Raw genomic sequence first — 18,363 nt, forward strand, 5'->3', positions numbered from 1 at the left:
TTTTTAAAACAATGCGCAAATATCTTAAATATTAATGAATTGTAAAAATTATATGTGGTTAAAGTTTGTTAAGGGCCTTTCTTCAGAAGAAAAATGCAAATTTTCACAGATATAAATAACAATTCTTTATATAAAAAGATTACCTGATAAGACGGCTTACTTTATCAGGCTTACTCTGTATTTTACATTTTAAGCAGACTTAATTTTATGAATTGAGATAAGATTTTTTATCTTTGAAACATGAATTGGGAGAATATCGCCGGACAGACGAATCTGAAAAAACTTCTTAGAGAAAGCATTGCTGAAAACAGAGTGAGCCATGCCCAACTTTTTGTAGGAAAGGAGGGATACGGAACACTCCCGATGGTGCTGGCTTATGCAAGGGAAATCTTCAGCCAGGAAAATGAACATGCTGCTGCAAAGGTAGAGCATCTCAATCATCTTGATCTTCACTTCAGCTTTCCGGTTTTTACGGATAATAAAAACTCGTTAAGTAAGAATAAATTTGATGAATTCAGGGAAATGATCCTGGCTTCCCCCTATGCAAGTTATGATGACTGGACTGCTTTTTTGGAGTCGGAAAATAAGCAGTTATTTATTTCTGCAGATGAAATAGATGATCAGAACCAGAAATTTTCTCTGAAAAGTTTTGAAGGAGGAACCAAAATTCTTATTGTCTGGAGAGCAGATAAGATGAATGTTGCCGCTTCAAATAAATTTTTAAAATTCTTGGAAGAGCCGCCGGCAAAGACTGTCATCCTTCTTACTGCTGAAAGTACCAATGATATCCTTCCTACCATCCTTTCCAGAACACAGATTGTAGAGATCCCGAGAATTCATGATGAGGATATTGAAAATTATCTCAGACAGAACTTTTCAGTTTCAGAAGAAAAAATTAGAGAGATTGTTCATGAAGCGCAGGGAGATCTCAACTATGCCATAAAATTGCTGAATTCGGGTGACAAATCCAATGAGTTTGAAAAGCTCTTTGTACAATGGGTAAGAGATGCATTTATGGTAAAAAAGAAACCCGAGTATCTCAGAAGCATTATTTTCTGGGCAAGAGAAATTGCCGGATGGAACAGGGAAAAACAGAAAAACTTCCTGAATTATTGTTCTGAAATATTCAGGTTGGCATTGCTTCAGAATTACCAGTCCGAAGATCTTGTCTATAAAAAAATCAATGCGAATGGTTTCAATTGGGCAGGATTTTCAAAATTTATAAGCGGAGCCAATATTGAAAGCATCCTGGAAGAAATCAATGCAGCCGATCTGCATCTGACAAGAAACGGAAATCCTAAAATTGTCTGGACGGATCTGGGAATAAAATTATCAAGATATATACATAAAAGCTCATAAATAAACTCCGGTGGCAGCCGGAGTTTTTGTTTTCAACTACAACCGGTTATCATATTGCTTGTAGTTTCCTTCTTTTTTTATCTATTATTTAATGTTAAGTATTCAGAAAATTCAAATACTGTTATTAAAAGTTTTCATTACTATTAAATAAATATGAACTCTTTTTTAAGCTGTTTTCCATCAAAAACAGCCTTTCCTTCGGTTTTAGCATCTATTATAGAAACAGTCTTTTCTTTGCAATAAATTAAATCTATATTAAAAAATCAATCAATCGTTTGATTTGAATAAAAACTTATGTAAATTTGCGCCCTGAAAAATGAATACTAACATGATTTCAAAAGAAGAGAATATATTATTTGCCGCTGAGGAGCTCTTTGCTGAAAAAGGGTTCGAAGGAACCTCTACCCGGGAAATTGCTAAGGCTGCTAATGTAAATATCTCTATGATCTCATATTATTTTGGCTCTAAGGAAAAACTTTATGAGAAATTAGTAGAATACAGAATGAATGAAGGTCAGTTTTTTTCGAAAGATCTTTTGGGGAGAACTGATATCAACGAATGGCAGAAAATTGAAAGAGTAATTGATCAGTTTTCCAACAAAATCCGGAATCAAAAATGCTTTTACAGGATTATGCAGAGAGAGCAGCTGCATACCAAGAATCCACAGATTGTAGAATTTTTGAAGCAAACCAAAATGGGATTCCTTTCCATGTATTCACAGATATTGGAAAGCGGTCTTAAAAATGGAATTTTCACCAAAAAACCACCTATTTACCTGCTTCATTCCACAGTAAGCGGAACTTTATTTTATGCATTCAATGCAAAAGAAATGTATAAAGAGTTCCTGAATGAAACAGAAGATGAGGAAGCTTTTGACGAAAAATACTATACAGAACTTAATAAACATATTAAATATTTACTAAAAGACCTTTTAGGTTATGAAGAGAATAAATAACTCAGTGATTGCATTATCACTATTCGTAGGAATAGCCCATGCAAATGCTCAGGAGAAAAAGACACTTTCTCTTGACGAAGCCGTGCAGCTGGGAATCCAGAACAGCAAGAATCTTAAGATAGATGCAGCCAAGATAGAAGAGGCTACAGCTGATCTTCTGGAAGCTAAAAACAGACAGTTACCGGAGCTGAAAGTATCAGGAAGCTATATGTATCTTCCGATAAAACCGAATATTGATATCAAGCTTCCCGGTGTTTCAGGTGCAGGAGGTCCGGAAGTACATCAGGTGCTTTACGGAACTGCCAATCTGAGCGTTCCGATCTACAGTGGCGGAAGAATCAAATATGGTATTCAGTCGGCTAAATATCTGGTGGAAGCTTCCAAACTAAGCACTGAGAATGATAAGATTGCTATTGCTTATAATGTAGCTCAGGCTTATAACAACTTATTCAAGGCAAACCAGTCTATTAAGGTTTTTGAAGAAAATCTTGCAGCTTCCCAGAAAAGAGATGAAACTTTCCTGAAAATGGAAAATAATGGTTTGATCGCGAGAAATGACAGATTAAAAGCCAACCTTCAGACTTCAAATATTGAGCTTCAGCTATTGGAGGCAAAAAACAATTACAATATTGCCAATATCAATATGGATCTTCTGCTAGGTCTTCCTGAAACAACGATACTTGAAGTGGATGAAAATTATATTGAAGAAGGATCGGATGTGAAGCCTGTTGATTTTTATGTTAATGAAGCCCGAGAAAACCGTAAGGATTTGCAGGCTTTGGCACAACAGAGAAAAGCAGCAGAATTTGGAACCAAGGCTGCAAAAGCAGAAAATCTTCCTTCTATAGCATTCACCGGAGGCTATGTAGCTGCTGATATTCCTAAGTTTCTTACCGTATATAATGCAATCAACGTAGGAATCGGAGTATCATACAATCTATCCAACCTTTGGAAAGAAAACTCTTCTTTAAGACAGTCACAGGCCAGAGAAAAACAGCTTGCCGCTACCGACGAATTACTGAATGATAACATTAAGCTTGATGTCAACAGAGAATACCAGAACACAGACTATTCCAAAAAAAGAATTGCTGTTTTCGAAAAATCTGCTGAGCAGGCCAATGAAAATTACAGAATTACAAAAAATAAATACGACAACGGTCTTGCAACCATGACTGAATTGCTGGATGCAGACGCCGCTCAGATTGCTGCCAACGTTGGCGTAATCAATGCTAAGGCAGATGCTGCACTGGCATACAGAAAACTATTACAGACAACAGGAACTTTAACAATTAAATAATCAGATCGAAACCAAAATGGAAAATAATAATACACAGGCAGCTGAACCTAAAAAGAAAAAAAGTTTAGTTTTTCCTATCATTTTAGCGGCAGTAGTAATCGGAGGAGGAATCTACGGTTACAGAGCTTATACTTACGGACAGTATCATGAAGAAACTGACGATGCTCAGATTGCTTCCAATATGGCACCGGTAATTTCTAAAATCTCCGGCTATATAGCTGAAGTAAAAGTAAAAGACAACCAGTTTGTAAAAAAAGGAGATACTTTGGTGATTTTGGATAACAGAGATCAGAAAATGGCTCTTGAACAGGCTCAGGCAGCATTATCTACGGCTAAAAGTAATATTTCCAATGCTGAAGCTGCTACAACAGCAACTTCGAAAAATATCGGTTCTTCAGAAGCAGCAGTAATCACTGCTAACGCTCAGATAGAAGCTGCAAAAGTAAATGTATGGAAAACATCACAGGACCTGAAAAGATATGCCAATCTTGTAAAAGACCATTCTATTACAGAGCAACAGTATGAGCAGGCACTTGCTGCAAAACAATCTGCAGATAAACAGCTACAGGTATTGGTTGACCAGAGAAATCAAATCGCTCAGCAAACTCATATTGCTTCTTCCCAGACGGCGGCAAGCTCTCAACAGATCAGTGTTGCAGGATCAGTAGCTAAACAGAGAGAAGTAGATGTAGAAAATGCAAGGCTGAACTTATCATATACAGTAATCCTGGCACCGGAAGACGGCTATGTAGGAAAAGTACCTACACAGGCAGGTCAGTACCTGCAGGCAGGATCACAGTTGTTTGCTTTGGTGAAAAACGACCAGAAATGGGTAGTGGCCAACTTTAAGGAAACACAGGTAGACAAAATGGTAGAAGGGCAGAAAGTGAAAATTGAGATTGATGCTTTCCCTGATCAGGAATTTGAAGGAGTGGTAAGCTCATTCTCCCCGGCTACAGGAGCTACTTTCTCTATTCTTCCTCCGGATAATGCAAGTGGTAACTTCGTAAAAGTAGTTCAGAGACTTCCTGTAAAAATTGATTTTGTGAATCTTGACAAAAATATTGCAAAAAGATTGAGAACAGGAATGAACGTGAAGGCAGAAGTTGCTTTGAAATAACATTTAAATTGTTAAAAGTCAATGAACTTCGTTGTCAATAGTGAATCAGTTTTGCTGTCAATTAAAACGGTAGGCTTTACAATTCACCATTCACTTGCGAAGCAAAATTCACCATTGATTTTTCACATCGAAAAAAACTTATGCAAGATTCATTAGTAGAATATGGAGCGCGGAGAGTGATCATTACGATTACTGCTATCCTTTGTGCCCTTCTTGAAATTGTAGACTCCACGATTGTTAATGTTGCCTTGAATGAAATGAAGGGGAATCTTGGAGCTACGCTTTCAGAAGTGGGTTGGGTGATTACGGCTTATGCCATCGGGAACGTTATTATTGTTCCTATGACAAGCTGGCTTTCACAGCAGTTCGGGCGTAGAAATTACTTTGCGGCATCCATCATCATATTTACGGTATTTTCATTTTTATGTGGAAATGCCACCAATATCTGGGAACTTGTTTTCTTCAGATTGATGCAGGGTATCGGAGGAGGAGCCTTACTGGTAACCTCACAGACGATCATTACGGAATCTTATCCGATTGAAAAGAGAAGTATGGCTCAGGCTATCTATGGTCTGGGAGTAATTATCGGTCCTACATTAGGTCCGCCACTTGGAGGATACATCGTTGATAATTACAGCTGGCCGTATATATTTTATATTAATATTCCGATCGGGATTGCAGCCACTTTAATGACCCTGCAGTTCGTGAGAAGTCCGAAATATGCTGAAAAGCGTAAAGTTTCAGATGTCGACTGGATCGGTATTGGTTTACTGGCTGTAACGGTAGGTTCATTACAGTTCATTCTGGAAAGAGGACATGAAGAAGATTGGTTTGAAAGCGGAATGATCGTAGCCTTTACAGTAGCTGCAATATTAGGATTTATATTATTCCTCTGGAGGGAACTTACCTTCAAATATCCGATTGTAGAACTCCGGGTATTGAAAAATGGAAACTTAAGAATCGGAACGGTGATGTCGTTTGTATTGGGATTTGGGCTGTATGGGTCTACATTCATCGTTCCGCTTTATACACAGAGTATCCTGGGCTGGACGGCGCTTCAGTCAGGAGCCTTAATGATTCCGGCGGCTTTAACGACTGCTTTCATGATGCCTATCATCGGAAGATTACTGACGAAAGGAGCAAAACAGCAGATTTTAGTTTCCCTGGGATTGTTCATCTTTTTTATCTACAGTTTCTGGGGATATAAAATCCTGACACCAGACACCAGTAAAGATGCTTTCTTCTGGATGCTGATTGTAAGGGGAGCAGGTCTGGGACTGCTGTTCATTCCTATTACATCACTGTCATTAAGTACACTGAAAGGCCAGGAGATTGGTCAGGGTGCAGCTTTTACCGGGATGATGAGACAGCTGGGAGGGTCTTTCGGGATTGCAGCAATTACAACCTTTATTGCCAACGCTGGTCAGAAATACAGAAATAACTTAATTTCCCATCTGGACGAGAACAGTTTTGACGTTCAGCAAAGGCTGGCTGCCCTGAAAGCAAACTTTATTGCAAAAGGAATGACTCCTGATGCCGCAATGAATGCCGCTTACAAAATGCTGGATCTGTCCGTAACCAAACAGGCAACCGTTCTTTCCTACATGGATGTATTTCTTTATCTCGGGGTCATATTCCTGATATGTATTCCGTTTATCTTGTTCATAAAAGAAAGAAAGAGCAAAGAAAAAATAGATTTGAGTGAAGCCATGCACTAAATTTTAAGATCAAAACCTTCGAAATTTTCGAAGGTTTTTTATGTTGTTTTTTACGTAAAATAGTAGGAGACAGTAACTTTCTGTTTTCATTTTGTTAAATAAAAAATAATATCACTTGTTGGAGAGTTTATTTATTTTTTCTAGCTTTACATAGTTTTACGACTTCAACTACAATCTCAAAATACTAATAACTTATTATATGAATCAAATTCAGCTGCCGGAAACTTACGTGGCATTATCAGATTTCAGAAAACATGATGTTTATCTCCCTGAAATGAATCAGGCTCAGATTATCGCAGATTTCTTTCCCGGAACTTTTACAGAGCTTACCCAGCGCCTTTCTGATATTACAGGAGCTTTCTATGGAGGAATGCTTAAACAGGCCGGAAAACTGTATGGAGCAGAAGCAATAGAACAGCTTTCCAGCACCTTTATGTATGATCTTGGGTCAAGAATGGCCTTAAAGAACCTTGAAACAAAATCCAATCTGCAGCCTGGGATTCCTGCTGTTGCAAAAATATTAATTGGAGCAGTTTTTACATCCAGTCCCGAATATAATTTTGAATTTAAAGAATTAAATGACCATACATGTGAGCTGCTGATCAAAGGAGTAGACCGTTACCATAGAATCACCCAGAGCCTGCAGATTGCAGGACTATTGAAATGGCCGGTTATAAAACCTTTCATACAGGGAGCTTGCGATACTATGGGGCTGGATGTTTTACTTGAAATAAAAGTCCTGAAACTTGATCCGGACAGTACATGCAGCTATCATGTCACTGTTTCTGAAAAATAGAATGAGAATGCCGGGAAATTAAAAATGCATTCATGAAATATAATAGAAGCGGACTTTAGTCCGCTTTTACTATTATAAATCGAAAATCAGGTTCAGCCAAAAAACTAAAACTGGCATCCCGTACCCCGAACTCCTAGTCAATCCTCTCTATCCATTCAATACCGCTGATGTCAATCAATTTTAAGGAATGAATTTCATTTTTCTGAAAAATATCATCAATATTCATAGTCACATCAGCTTTTGCTCCCAGTGGAACTACAAGACTGTGTTTCCCCGGTTTCACTTTGGCAACATAATGATTTTGAATATTCTCTTCAGGAATTCCGCCGAGTTCTCTTTGATCAAGTTCCTTTAAAATATTTCCGTTTTTGTCCAGAATATGGATGCCTATTACGAAAGATCCGTATACATCGGCACCTTCAGTTCTGTATACCTCAAATTTCAGGTGTGATTGATTATGGGAGATATTTGAAATTTCCAGTTTAGGCTTTACTGATTTATTATGGAGAGTTCCCCATACACCGCCATGGAAATACTGGTTGGTAAAAAGGGTTAACCCAAATATGATTAACGATCCTGCCAGTACGAAAATTTTAGGTTTTGAGATGGGGAAACTTCCGGATCCCAGCCATTGAAACCAATTCTTTTGAGTGAAATTTTGGCTCTTCTTCATAAAATAATAATCCAGTGAATAAGCACCGCTTCCCGAGAGAAACAGAACAAATCCTCCTGCGATTCCCAGAACACCTATCTGCCATTCATCAAGACAGGTTGTTCCCAGCCAGCCGGAACCCAGTAAAATTCCAAAAGCAAGGCTGAAGATACCGATGCTCATGAGGCGGGTAAATAATCCGAGGATGATGAATAATCCGATAATAGCTTCAATAATAGTAAAAATCATCATGGAGCGCTGTAATGCGTCGGGATGGGTAACCAGGTACTCAATAACAGGTTTTATTCCAAGTGCATTAGGTAAAAAATGATTGAATTTTTCCCCGATATATCCGTTTTCATCGGGAATAAGTTTGTTTTCCAGGATAAGTCTGCGCCAGAATGCTGAAAAATAAGTCCATCCGATGACCATGCGGAGGGATAAAGTATATAAGCCGGCCAGGTTCGAAGACTGGCTGTTTATGGTATGTTTCATTGAAATTAATATTGTATTGTAAAAAACTGATTTTATAATTTGATTTTAAAAAAGTTTAAATCAGATTAAGTTTCAGTCTTTTAAACAGAATATATTTCGGAGGGCTGTTTCCTGTTGAATGCCCGGAATAGTTATTGAGAAAGATCTTCTCTTCAACGGAGCTGACTGCAGCAGCAGTAAGACCGGATAAGAATTTATTATACTGGTTTTGAACTTTGTTTTTTGAAACTGATATACCTGAAGAAACAGATGCCTCATCGCAGCTAAAGGAAAGTGAGGAAGTGGTTTTTACCTTATTAAGTCCACTGATATACTGAATGTCAAAAATGTCAAGAATATTCCTTTTAACAGGGCACGGAGACAATGAAAATACCAAAATAAGCATCGTAACGACAGCTTTATAGGTTTTCATATGGAATCCTGAATGGTGCATGATTACAAAACTATACTTTATTTCAACATAAGATTAATAAATTCCAGGAAATCATTCTGCTGATCTACAAATAAATAATGGGAGCAGTTATCAATCAGTTTAAAGTTTTTCTTTCCGACAATATTTTTAAGATCATTAAGTTGCTTTTCCGAAAATATACCGTCATTCTTACCATACACTGCAAAAAGAGGAATTCCTTTTTTTCGGATATTTTTTAAAACGGTGGTATTATCAAGATTATTCAAAGGTTCATTCTGATAAAATGTAAGTGGAGAGTTGGGGTTTCTTATATTGTTTTTATAAAATTCTCCTGCCTGGTATTCCTTTCTCAGCATTTCACTTTCGGAAGTAGGATTGGGCATGTCAAAGAAGCCAAGTTTTCCAGCCATTTCATAACATCTTTTTCTGTAAGCCGCGGAATTTTTATCCAGATTTTCTATTGCTGAAATTTCTGCAAGCTGAACAGAATCATTTTTGAAATGTTCTTTTGCCTTTTTAAGAATATGATCATAGGTCTCCTGCTGGGTAAATAAAGCGCCCGCAAGAGTCAGCGACTTTACCTTTTCAGGAAATTGTGCCGTAAACAAAGTTCCGATAATCCCGCCGAAACTGTGGGCAATAATATTGGCTTTTTTGATATTGTATGCGGAATAAATACCTTTTAAATCCTCAAAACTTTCTTTAAATGTCATGGTTGCACTTTCATCTTTTGAACGTCCTTCACCACGTCTGTCATAGACAATGACGTAAAATCCTTTGTCAGCAAGTTTTTTGGCTGTAGTTCCTTCAAATAAAGTGGCATTTCCGCCCGGTCCGCCATGAATAAAAATGACAGGCGGGTTTTTAGGTTCACCATAAGCCTTGGAATATAAATTCTGTGCTTTAAAGAACATTGAGCCTATCATAAAAAGAAGGGAAAACAGTACTTTCATATTGGATATTTTGACTCTTCTAAACTACTAAATTTCTCTGGACGGAAAGTCATAAAACTGTTTTAAGAGCTGTTAAATTTAAAAATTAAAACACTACTGACGGACAGTTGTCACAATCCCGCTTTATCTTTACAGTCTGAAAGTTTTACAAAATAGAAAATATATTGAAATGAGTTATTGTTTGGCAATAGAAGGGATGCAGCCCGAAAGCAGAAAAGAGCTGCACAGGAATTATCATGACAACTATTACGGGTTTCCTATTCATGATGATAATGAATTGTTCGGAAGACTGATCCTTGAAATCAATCAGGCTGGATTAAGCTGGGAAACTGTCCTGAAAAAAGAAGAAAGCTTCAGAAAAGCCTATGACAATTTTGATATTCAGAAAATAGCGGCTTATACAGAAGAAGATCGGGAAAGACTGCTGAGCGATCCGGGAATTATCAGGAATAAACTAAAAGTAAATGCTGCGGTTGAAAATGCAAAAACAATTATTGAATTGCAACAGGAATTCGGTTCTTTCGAAAAATGGCTGGAACATCATCATCCTAAAACATTGCAGGAATGGATGAAGCTGTTCAAAAAAACATTCAAGTTTACAGGTGGGGAAATTGTAAATGAATTTCTGATGAGCACCGGATATCTGAAAGGAGCCCACCATGAAAGCTGTCCCATTCACCCGAAAGTATTGGCGCAAAAACCTTTGTGGAAAAAAGCTGAGGGAAAGTAGAATACGGATTATTCTTTAATTAACAAACCTGGATTTCTACGGAATGACAATAGAACTGTTTGATATTATGCACGAACAATGTCATTCCGCAGGAATCTCATTTTTTAAATCATTCTTCGATGTTTCCTTCATCAGTTCTTTATGTTCTTTGCCCCATTTTTCAAACTCAAGGATAATGGTGTTCAGTTTGTAGCCTATTTCTGTAAGCTCATATTCTACCCGTGGCGGAACTTCGGCATACACTGTTCTTGTAATAATTTTATCCTCTTCCAGCCGGCGGAGCTGAAGCGTAAGCATCCGCTCGGTAATATTCTGAAGCTTTTTTCTAAGTTCCCCGAATCTCATTTTCCCATTAATCAGATAACAGCAGATTGCCAAAGCCCATTGTCCTCCGATAATATTGGAAGCATAAATTTCCGGGCACTCATCAGCAAGTGCTTTTTTATTGGCATAATTGGTTGAGGTTTCCTTTATTTTAGTCATTACTTACATTTTTTATAGTACCATACAATAGGTTGCTAATGTACGAAATGTAAGTAACGTGTTGTAATTTTGCAACAGAAATTTAAACATAAGAAATTTAAACATAATGAAGACCTTAGTAATTGTGACGCATCCTGATATTGAAAAATCAGTGATCAATAAAAAATGGATCGATGAATTGAAGAAATACCCTGACAAATATACGGTTCATCAGCTGTATGAGGCTTATCCTGACGGGAAAATTGATGTAGCTCAGGAACAGAAAATGATGGAATCTTACGATAAAATTGTATTTCAGTTTCCTTTTTACTGGTTCAGCAGTCCGCCGCTTTTAAAACAATGGCTGGATGAAGTGGTTTTGTATGGCTGGGCCTATGGAAGCAACAGCGGTTTCAAGCTGGCGGGAAAGAAAATGTCACTGGCTGTTACCGCAGGAATAGATGAAGAAGGATACAGCGCATCCGGAGAATATAAATATACGATGAAAGAGCTTTTCCGACCTTATGAATTAACCTTTGATTATATAAAGGCAGATTATAAAGAACCATTCGTTTATTATGGAATTGAAAGAGATTCTTCCGATGAATGGATCAACAGAAGTGTTCCGATGTATCTGGAGTTTCTGGATAATTTATAACAATATAAAAAGTAAGTTGAACTTGAATTAAAATGAGTTCAACTTACTTTTGTATGTATTCAAAAGGTTCCACATTCCAGTCATGGACATATTTCTTTATGGTATTTCTGTCAATGCTAAAGGGTACATCCTGATATTTCCAGCCTTTTGAAGGAACTTTTAAATCTATAAGGTAGTTTTCAATAGAGTAGATGTCAAGTATTGCTGAATTATCGGGTTTTATAGAATCAAAGACGATGAGAAATTTATCTCCTTTCTGATAAGAGACATTAGCAGTTTTAGAATAGGTTATACCATTAACATCATATTTGTAATCTATTCCTACGCCATTATTATTTTTGTGATGCCAGTCCGAACTAGCTTCTCCAATTGTATATTTAGGGCTTTTGAGTATGTTGTTTATTCCTAAATTGGCACTAATTAAACAAAATATGATAAAAATTAAAGTGATTATCAAACAATAATGTGAAACTTTTCTGAAATCAGTTTTTTCATGCTCCGGTTCTATATTTCTCATTGAACTTCTGCAGATCTATTGCCTGCTCCTGAAAATATTCTTTAAATGTATCTGAAAGATTTTTATCTTTAAATTTCATAAGAGTATACCCACTGTCAAAAGCAACAATTTCTAAAATACTTTCCGGTATTAAAAATTGATCAGGTTCCCAAATGATGGAATTTTCAGCAGATAATTTGGAAATTAATGAAGCATCAGGTTCAATATTATCTGGAACAGCTGATATTATTCCCCAGATAATTTGAGGACTGTTTTTGTAAAGCTGTTCAAATTGTTGATGGCTTAAAATGAAAAAATCGTATTCATAGTTGATAGGGATTGGCTGGCCATTAGGAATAAATTCCAAATCAGTCAGGATCCAGTTATAAGTAACCAGGTAATTCCATATAGGCATTAAAACTTCATGGAGATTTGTATGGAATTTTACCTTTTTTGTACTTCTGATAATCCAGTTCATTTATTCTTTATGTAAAATCCGATAAATCCTCTTCTCTGCTTCCTCCTTTGTAATCCCACTATAAAAATCGTCCACAAACGGATGATCATAACTTTGATGAGGATAAACAAAAGGTCGTCCGACAGAATTATTTACTACTACAGTTGTAGGAACACTTTCCTCAAACTCATAATCCGGAAGATAGGTGGAAAGCCATCCGAAATATTCAGCCTCGAACTCCTTGTTATCATAGTTCTCAACGTATTCATTGAAGTTTTTTTCACTCAAAGAAACCCAGATTCCATAATCCAGATCTTTGCAGTCATCCACTACTTCCTGTACAAGAACAGTACGGATAAACCTGTGGGAATCTTTTGCTTCTTTTATGACGCACAGATCTGAGCTAAGTTCTGCATTTTTCAATTCTTCTTCAGATAAACAGGAATAAAAATAAGGGTATGAATAGGCAATTGCCGGCCAGTCTTCTTTCTCTTCTCCACAGCATTGGCAGATGTATTTCATCATTGTATTTTATTTATAATATTGATTAAATTTAAAAAGCTAAAAATCCTTATCCTACCGTAGGCGTATCCTCTTCTTTCAGTATTTTTTTATCCTTCATGGTAAGCATCATTCTTTCATATTTGTACTTTTCCCAATCAAAGCTGTTGAGAAAATCAAGGGCTACCTGAAATCCTCTGTTGAAGAGCTCTTCCTTTTCCTCCCTTTTCATAAAGAAATTCAGCCAGCTGCTGGTCCCACAGTTAACAGTCTGTATGCTGTACAGTTTATAAAAGGTGTGTTTGGTAAGAAATGTTTTATCATTAAATCCTTTTAAGGTACTGATGATATTTCCGGCGTAGCTGAATGGTGTTTTAAGGATTTCTTCACTGGTTTTCCCTTTTTCCGAAAGGATAGTAGAATCACTTGTGAGCTGCACCCCAAAAAGGGGCATTCTCGGATAAAAAACTTCATCCGCATGAAACAGATCAATGGGGAAGTTGGAAATACTGCCGCCATCAATGAAAACTCCTGCAGGATTGATATCTTCAGGCTTGGTATTCATCCAGTACCTCCAGGCATATTTTACAGAATCGTCGTCTTTATTGATTTGTTTCTGAAAAGGCTCAAAGAAAAAGGGAACAGCCATAGAAGCCCGTACAAATTCTGCCGGACTGATGTGCTTCAGTTCCTCTTCAGACCAGTAAAGATTAGCCATCGTGGGAAGCTCTACCTTAATTTTTGCATTGATATCGGTGGTGATGACAACATATTCGGACTTGAGAAGGTAAAACGGGTTATTTTTATAATAATCATTATTTACAGAGCTTTCGTAGAAAATCCGGTATCGGGTCTGATCAATATGTTCCTTATTCTTTTCCTTAATCTTTTCGATGCTTTGCAGAGCCATCAGGTAATATTCCTGTCCGTTTCCATACCGGTAATTGAGGTTGAGCTCTCTTTCTTTCTGAATGAATTTTTTATTGAGATGAGCAACCGTTTTTATTCCGAATTGATCCAGCGCATTCTGCATCGTTTTCTGAAAAGTATTTCCGGGATTCAGTCCGCTGTTTTCTTTTCTGAAATTGTTGTAAAGCTTTTTGATACAGAAAAATAGAATGACGGCTGGTATCAGAGGAATCAGGAACATCAGTTTTGCATTCAGAATCGTTGTTGAAGGTGCCAGAAAAGGAATACTGATCAGGATAATAAAAAGGATAGCAGCAATAACAGCATTGATCTTAAAAAAATCTTTGTTATTCAGCATCGCATGAAGGGTGGTTTTTACATACGTCTTCCCATCCATGAAATCTGAAAAATCCCAGCTAAAAAGGATATCCTTGATCAGCTCACTTTTAGATTCCTCTTTGGTTTTACAGGCTGCAATAAGCATCGTATTAATGGCGCCAGCACTTGTTCCTGCTACTTTCAGAAAACGGATACCGAATATTTCCAGGCCGTAAAGATAGCCTACCAATGCACTCCCCCAGACACCACCACCTTCCTGAACAAACTCCACATACTGATTACCTGATTGATCCAGAAGGTCAGAAAATTCTTTGCCGGAGATATTCTGATGTACAGCCATCAGCTTTTCTTTGGATGCCTGTGAAAGGGACGGATCTTCCAGGATTTTATTAAGGTTTTCAGAGGTCATGGTATTTTTGTTTTGTGGTATGATGGTTAAAGACAACAAGTAATCAACTGGTCATATTTACAGTAGATACGCCTTTGTGTCAATATAAAATCTGATCACCATTGCTTTCGTCTTACATAAATAAATGTACTGATCACAACTGTAGCCATTGCTCCCAAAGTTATAAAATAGCCATACTTATGATGAAGCTCAGGCATATTATCGAAATTCATCCCGTAAACGCCGGCAATGAAAGTGATCGGTAAAAAGTAAACGGAATAAATGGCCAGAACCTTCATCACCTGATTGGCCTTCTGATCAGAAAGGGCCAGGAACATGGAAATAAGGTTAGTAATCTGGATATTCAGATGATCAAAATCCGCTACAACATCTTTATGCTTGTCCTTTAAATCAACAAATTCGGAGTCCTGTAAATTCAGGAGTTTAAATTTATCAATAGCATCCGTAGAGATAACCAGTACCCGTGAATTCAATCCTGATTTTCGTTTCAGTTTATAAAGACGGCGGATCTGGCTGGTATGATTGGTGTTTTTAAGGAAAATCTCATTCTCAATATTATCCATCGTTTCGAAAAGACTTAAAGATTCATCATCAAAACTTTTCATAATCAGGATAGCAATCATGAGGGTGATTTGCTGAGGAGTAACGTCCTGCTGAATCAAAGAAACCTTTTTTTTGGTCTCCGTGATACTTCTGGTCTTCATCCTGTGGATGGTAATAATGGTATTTTCAACCAGAAAAATTCCAATTTTGGTGCTGATATCGCTGATGGTATTCAGATTTTTCCTTTCCAGCTCCGTACTTTCACGAAGTAAGAAGAATTTTACATTCCCGTCTTCTTCATATTTCGGAAGGTGGTTAGGATCCATTGTATCTTCAAGAAGAAGATTGTTGATTTCATATCTTTCATGAAGAAATTTCAGGTCTTCTACAGTAGGAGCCTCTACATCTACCCATTCGCACTGGGAGGTTCTGTATATCGTGTCAATTGGCATAAAGTAAAAATACTAATATTTTGAAAAACTATGTGTTAAATAAGTTTTATCTTTGCCAAAATTAAAAAACTATATGATTAAAAGTACAATAAAAGGTGTGGGATTTTATGTTCCAGATAACGTTGTAACAAATGATGATTTAGCAAAACTGATGACGACCAATGATGAATGGATTACGGAAAGGACAGGCATCAAGGAAAGAAGACACAGAAAAAACAGATACGACTCTCAGGAAACCAGCGCTTATCTGGGTTTTAAAGCTGCAGAAAAAGCCATCCAGAATGCTGGTCTTACCTCAAAAGATATCGATTATATTATCTTTGCCACACTTTCTCCGGATTATTATTTCCCAGGATGTGGTGTATTGCTTCAGGACATGCTGGGATGTGATACGATAGGAGCATTGGATGTAAGAAATCAATGTTCAGGATTTGTATATTCTATGAGTGTTGCCAATGCATTTATCAAATCTGGGACTTATAAAAATATTCTTGTGGTAGGAGCTGAAGTTCACTCCTTCGGACTGGATTTTTCTGATGAAGGAAGAGGGGTTTCTGTCATTTTCGGAGATGGGGCAGGAGCTATTGTTCTTTCGGCTACAGAAGATGAAAATGCGGGTGATATTTTAGCCATGAATATGCATTCTGAAGGAAAATATGCAGATGATCTTTGTACTCAGTTCCCGGGTTCAAAGTTCGGATGGAGCGACAGGATGAGAAAAGACCCTGAAAATGTAACAAACAAAGAAGTATACCCGATTATGAACGGTAACTTTGTGTTTAAGCATGCCGTAACAAGATTCCCTGAAACAATGATGGAAGCATTGAACAAAGCTGGAAAAAAAGTTGAAGATCTTGATATGTTCATTCCTCATCAAGCGAACCTGAGAATTGCCCAGTTTGTACAGGAAAAATTCGGATTACCAGACGATAAAGTGTTCAACAATATCCAGAGATACGGAAACACAACAGCGGCTTCTATTCCGATTGCTTTAAGCGAAGCAATTGAGCAGGGAAAAATCAAAAGAGGAGACCTTGTCCTTCTTTCTGCTTTCGGAAGCGGATTTACGTGGGGAAGTGTCCTGTTTGAATACTAAGAGAAGCAATTATTGCTTATTGCCTCATAAAAAACAGAAGGGAAACCTTCACTTATACCACAACTGAAGACGTGAAAATTCCCATCCTTTGGAGGGGTGGCGAAAATTCAAAGAATTTTTGACGGGGTGGTTTATACATCATAAAAAAACGCAGAACGGAGTTCTGCGTTTTTTTATTTCAGACCTTAATAATCAATTAAAGGCTTTTCAGTAATTTTTCCGTGTCAGAAGAATCCTGTCCGGTGCTTTTCGCAAGTTCAATAGACTTTTCAGCCCATATTTTTGCATTTTTCTTATCACCCACCTTATTGTAAAGGTTGGCTAAAGTATCTGTATTGGCAAAGTTCTGGTCTTTTTTTACAGATTCCTGCGCCCATGCAATCGCTTTTTCAAGGGACTCCTTGTTGCTTACATTTTCAAAGAAGTTCCACGCAAGGGAATTCAGTTCTTCGGAACCTGCTGCAGAATAATCTTTGTAAAGGTCAAGGATTAATTTTTCATATTCAGGAATATTTTTATTCTTTAAAGCTCTGTTGGCTTTCATTCTTTTTAAGATCTTGTCAGCCTCTTCTTTGCTCAGGAATTTCTGCGCTTCAGACATAAAATAGCTGTCATTCCATGTTTTAGCATCTGCATTGTATGCTTTTTTAGAAATAGTATTCAACTTGATATTTTTATCAAACTTTTCATACTTATCTTCCGGGAAAAATTTAACGATATCGGCTTTTTTATCCTGGAAAATTTTGTACAAAGGACTGTCTGTAGTCTGAACTCCTGAAAGAAGCATCTGAATATCTTCCTGATCTAAACTGGTTTTCTGCTGAAAATAACGGTTCATCACTTTACCGGCGAACTCAGCATCATTATACATGGTAAGGCCTGCAAGATTCTTTAAAAATTCAGGATCTTTTTCTCCGTTTTCAAATTGCTGCTTCAGAGAAGTCAGTCTTTTATTCGGATCTTCAGCATCTTTTGCAAACTGGATAAAGTCTTTTTCCTCTACATATCCCAAAGTTCTGTGTACCGCTTCACCATTTCCGTCAATAAACAGGTAAGTAGGAAATGCTTTTACGTTATATTTTTTGGCAAGCTCAATTCCTTCCCCTTTTTCCATATCAATTTTAGCATTGATGAAATGAGAATTATAATAATCACCCACAGACTGAAGCGGGAAAATATTTTTAACCATCAGCTTACAAGGCCCGCACCATGAGGCATACGCATCAATAAAGACCAGTTTTTTTTCCTTTTTCGCTTTGGCAAGGATAGAGGCAAAATTGCCTTCTTCAAATTTAATTCCCTGCGCCCATGCCAGGGCTCCTATAAAGATGGAGGAAAGTATTGCTATTTTTTTCATAAAAACTTTTTATTCCCTACAAATGTAATAAATATGATGACACATGAGCCGTTCATATTGAAAATAATTATATAGGAACTTTAGCTTTAAAACAGAGATCAGGTGATTATGAAAGATAATCATATATTATTTTAGTTTTATTATTAAAATTAATGTAAATGATTGTTTTGGGTAAATGATTAAATTTCAAGATAATA

19 protein-coding genes are annotated in these 18,363 nt (G+C 37.0%); 9 read left to right on the forward strand and 10 right to left on the reverse strand.

Annotated elements, in window-relative coordinates; translation table 11 throughout:
* Window positions 1-240: 240 nt before the first annotated feature.
* The 6 genes from ACE3RB_RS00005 (at window position 241) to ACE3RB_RS00030 (ending at window position 7,245) form a co-directional block, all read left to right on the forward strand.
* The gene (locus ACE3RB_RS00005) at window positions 241-1,359 is read left to right on the forward strand and encodes an ATP-binding protein (RefSeq protein ID WP_374462282.1); all 1,119 of its coding nucleotides are present in this window, start codon (window positions 241-243) and stop codon (window positions 1,357-1,359) included.
* A 316-nt stretch (window positions 1,360-1,675) separates the two neighbouring features.
* Window positions 1,676-2,314 (forward strand): TetR/AcrR family transcriptional regulator, encoded by a 639-nt coding sequence (locus tag ACE3RB_RS00010; protein ID WP_374462283.1) that lies wholly within the window; start codon window positions 1,676-1,678, stop codon window positions 2,312-2,314.
* Window positions 2,298-3,611, forward strand: coding sequence for a TolC family protein (locus tag ACE3RB_RS00015; RefSeq protein ID WP_374462284.1), 1,314 nt, complete (start codon window positions 2,298-2,300; stop codon window positions 3,609-3,611). Before ACE3RB_RS00010 ends, ACE3RB_RS00015 begins: the two co-directional genes overlap by 17 nt.
* A 16-nt stretch (window positions 3,612-3,627) precedes the next feature.
* On the forward strand, window positions 3,628-4,731 hold the full coding sequence (locus ACE3RB_RS00020; RefSeq protein WP_374462285.1) for an HlyD family secretion protein: 1,104 nt from the start codon (window positions 3,628-3,630) through the stop codon (window positions 4,729-4,731).
* A gap of 140 nt (window positions 4,732-4,871) precedes the next feature.
* Complete coding sequence (locus ACE3RB_RS00025) at window positions 4,872-6,449, forward strand: DHA2 family efflux MFS transporter permease subunit (protein WP_002977631.1); 1,578 nt, start codon at window positions 4,872-4,874, stop codon at window positions 6,447-6,449.
* A 199-nt stretch (window positions 6,450-6,648) separates the two neighbouring features.
* A complete protein-coding gene (locus ACE3RB_RS00030; RefSeq protein WP_374462286.1) occupies window positions 6,649-7,245 on the forward strand; it encodes a hypothetical protein in 597 nt (198 codons plus the stop codon).
* 133 nt (window positions 7,246-7,378) lie between these two features.
* Here ACE3RB_RS00030 and ACE3RB_RS00035 read toward each other — a convergent pair whose 3' ends face one another.
* Genes ACE3RB_RS00035 through ACE3RB_RS00045 form a run of 3 tightly spaced genes read right to left on the reverse strand, consistent with a single transcriptional unit; the run spans window position 7,379 to window position 9,757 of the window.
* Window positions 7,379-8,392, reverse strand: coding sequence for a TQO small subunit DoxD (locus ACE3RB_RS00035; protein WP_374462287.1), 1,014 nt, complete (start codon window positions 8,390-8,392; stop codon window positions 7,379-7,381).
* A gap of 55 nt (window positions 8,393-8,447) precedes the next feature.
* Window positions 8,448-8,825, reverse strand: coding sequence for a hypothetical protein (locus ACE3RB_RS00040; RefSeq protein ID WP_374462288.1), 378 nt, complete (start codon window positions 8,823-8,825; stop codon window positions 8,448-8,450).
* A gap of 17 nt (window positions 8,826-8,842) precedes the next feature.
* Window positions 8,843-9,757, reverse strand: a complete 915-nt coding sequence (locus ACE3RB_RS00045; protein WP_374462289.1) for an alpha/beta hydrolase — start codon at window positions 9,755-9,757, stop codon at window positions 8,843-8,845.
* Between the two features lie 169 nt (window positions 9,758-9,926).
* On the opposite strand from ACE3RB_RS00045, the gene ACE3RB_RS00050 reads away from it, so the two are divergent.
* Window positions 9,927-10,487, forward strand: a complete 561-nt coding sequence (locus ACE3RB_RS00050) for a DNA-3-methyladenine glycosylase I (protein ID WP_374462290.1) — start codon at window positions 9,927-9,929, stop codon at window positions 10,485-10,487.
* A gap of 81 nt (window positions 10,488-10,568) precedes the next feature.
* On the opposite strand, the gene ACE3RB_RS00055 is transcribed toward ACE3RB_RS00050, so the two are convergent.
* Window positions 10,569-10,970 (reverse strand): winged helix-turn-helix transcriptional regulator, encoded by a 402-nt coding sequence (locus ACE3RB_RS00055; protein WP_374462291.1) that lies wholly within the window; start codon window positions 10,968-10,970, stop codon window positions 10,569-10,571.
* 106 nt (window positions 10,971-11,076) lie between these two features.
* Between ACE3RB_RS00055 and ACE3RB_RS00060 the strand changes: the two genes are divergently transcribed.
* Window positions 11,077-11,607, forward strand: a complete 531-nt coding sequence (locus ACE3RB_RS00060) for an NAD(P)H-dependent oxidoreductase (protein WP_374462292.1) — start codon at window positions 11,077-11,079, stop codon at window positions 11,605-11,607.
* 43 nt (window positions 11,608-11,650) lie between these two features.
* Here ACE3RB_RS00060 and ACE3RB_RS00065 read toward each other — a convergent pair whose 3' ends face one another.
* The 5 genes from ACE3RB_RS00065 to ACE3RB_RS00085 all read right to left on the reverse strand — a co-directional run bounded on the left by ACE3RB_RS00065 (window position 11,651) and on the right by ACE3RB_RS00085 (window position 15,713).
* Window positions 11,651-12,124: a hypothetical protein gene (locus ACE3RB_RS00065; protein ID WP_374462293.1), complete on the reverse strand. Its 474-nt coding sequence runs from the start codon at window positions 12,122-12,124 to the stop codon at window positions 11,651-11,653.
* Window positions 12,099-12,581 carry a hypothetical protein gene (locus ACE3RB_RS00070; RefSeq protein ID WP_374462294.1) on the reverse strand — a complete coding sequence of 161 codons (483 nt, stop codon included), beginning with the start codon at window positions 12,579-12,581 and terminating at the stop codon, window positions 12,099-12,101. The genes ACE3RB_RS00065 and ACE3RB_RS00070 overlap by 26 nt, the downstream gene beginning before the upstream one ends.
* On the reverse strand, window positions 12,582-13,085 hold the full coding sequence (locus ACE3RB_RS00075; RefSeq protein ID WP_374462295.1) for a DUF2199 domain-containing protein: 504 nt from the start codon (window positions 13,083-13,085) through the stop codon (window positions 12,582-12,584).
* A gap of 46 nt (window positions 13,086-13,131) precedes the next feature.
* A complete protein-coding gene (locus ACE3RB_RS00080) occupies window positions 13,132-14,718 on the reverse strand; it encodes a patatin-like phospholipase family protein (RefSeq protein WP_374462296.1) in 1,587 nt (528 codons plus the stop codon).
* Between the two features lie 95 nt (window positions 14,719-14,813).
* Window positions 14,814-15,713: a CorA family divalent cation transporter gene (locus ACE3RB_RS00085; RefSeq protein WP_374462297.1), complete on the reverse strand. Its 900-nt coding sequence runs from the start codon at window positions 15,711-15,713 to the stop codon at window positions 14,814-14,816.
* A 73-nt stretch (window positions 15,714-15,786) separates the two neighbouring features.
* On the opposite strand from ACE3RB_RS00085, the gene ACE3RB_RS00090 reads away from it, so the two are divergent.
* Window positions 15,787-16,809 carry a 3-oxoacyl-ACP synthase III family protein gene (locus ACE3RB_RS00090; RefSeq protein WP_374462298.1) on the forward strand — a complete coding sequence of 341 codons (1,023 nt, stop codon included), beginning with the start codon at window positions 15,787-15,789 and terminating at the stop codon, window positions 16,807-16,809.
* A gap of 196 nt (window positions 16,810-17,005) precedes the next feature.
* On the opposite strand, the gene ACE3RB_RS00095 is transcribed toward ACE3RB_RS00090, so the two are convergent.
* Window positions 17,006-18,166, reverse strand: a complete 1,161-nt coding sequence (locus ACE3RB_RS00095; RefSeq protein ID WP_374462299.1) for a thioredoxin family protein — start codon at window positions 18,164-18,166, stop codon at window positions 17,006-17,008.
* Window positions 18,167-18,363 lie beyond the last annotated feature (197 nt).

It is taken from the genome of Chryseobacterium sp. (genome assembly GCF_041914225.1).
GTDB lineage: Bacteria > Bacteroidota > Bacteroidia > Flavobacteriales > Weeksellaceae > Chryseobacterium.

Excerpts from the sequence above, each read along its gene's own strand:
- ACE3RB_RS00005 (WP_374462282.1), top strand. The coding sequence starts at position 241 with ATGAATTGGGAGAATATCGCCGGACAGACGAATCTGAAAAAACTTCTT.
- ACE3RB_RS00010 (WP_374462283.1), top strand. The coding sequence starts at position 1,676 with ATGAATACTAACATGATTTCAAAAGAAGAGAATATATTATTTGCCGCT.
- ACE3RB_RS00015 (WP_374462284.1), top strand. The coding sequence starts at position 2,298 with ATGAAGAGAATAAATAACTCAGTGATTGCATTATCACTATTCGTAGGA.
- ACE3RB_RS00020 (WP_374462285.1), top strand. The coding sequence starts at position 3,628 with ATGGAAAATAATAATACACAGGCAGCTGAACCTAAAAAGAAAAAAAGT.
- ACE3RB_RS00025 (WP_002977631.1), top strand. The coding sequence starts at position 4,872 with ATGCAAGATTCATTAGTAGAATATGGAGCGCGGAGAGTGATCATTACG.
- ACE3RB_RS00030 (WP_374462286.1), top strand. The coding sequence starts at position 6,649 with ATGAATCAAATTCAGCTGCCGGAAACTTACGTGGCATTATCAGATTTC.
- ACE3RB_RS00035 (WP_374462287.1), bottom strand. The coding sequence starts at position 8,392 with ATGAAACATACCATAAACAGCCAGTCTTCGAACCTGGCCGGCTTATAT.
- ACE3RB_RS00040 (WP_374462288.1), bottom strand. The coding sequence starts at position 8,825 with ATGCACCATTCAGGATTCCATATGAAAACCTATAAAGCTGTCGTTACG.
- ACE3RB_RS00045 (WP_374462289.1), bottom strand. The coding sequence starts at position 9,757 with ATGAAAGTACTGTTTTCCCTTCTTTTTATGATAGGCTCAATGTTCTTT.
- ACE3RB_RS00050 (WP_374462290.1), top strand. The coding sequence starts at position 9,927 with ATGAGTTATTGTTTGGCAATAGAAGGGATGCAGCCCGAAAGCAGAAAA.
- ACE3RB_RS00055 (WP_374462291.1), bottom strand. The coding sequence starts at position 10,970 with ATGACTAAAATAAAGGAAACCTCAACCAATTATGCCAATAAAAAAGCA.
- ACE3RB_RS00060 (WP_374462292.1), top strand. The coding sequence starts at position 11,077 with ATGAAGACCTTAGTAATTGTGACGCATCCTGATATTGAAAAATCAGTG.
- ACE3RB_RS00065 (WP_374462293.1), bottom strand. The coding sequence starts at position 12,124 with ATGAGAAATATAGAACCGGAGCATGAAAAAACTGATTTCAGAAAAGTT.
- ACE3RB_RS00070 (WP_374462294.1), bottom strand. The coding sequence starts at position 12,581 with ATGAACTGGATTATCAGAAGTACAAAAAAGGTAAAATTCCATACAAAT.
- ACE3RB_RS00075 (WP_374462295.1), bottom strand. The coding sequence starts at position 13,085 with ATGATGAAATACATCTGCCAATGCTGTGGAGAAGAGAAAGAAGACTGG.
- ACE3RB_RS00080 (WP_374462296.1), bottom strand. The coding sequence starts at position 14,718 with ATGACCTCTGAAAACCTTAATAAAATCCTGGAAGATCCGTCCCTTTCA.
- ACE3RB_RS00085 (WP_374462297.1), bottom strand. The coding sequence starts at position 15,713 with ATGCCAATTGACACGATATACAGAACCTCCCAGTGCGAATGGGTAGAT.
- ACE3RB_RS00090 (WP_374462298.1), top strand. The coding sequence starts at position 15,787 with ATGATTAAAAGTACAATAAAAGGTGTGGGATTTTATGTTCCAGATAAC.
- ACE3RB_RS00095 (WP_374462299.1), bottom strand. The coding sequence starts at position 18,166 with ATGAAAAAAATAGCAATACTTTCCTCCATCTTTATAGGAGCCCTGGCA.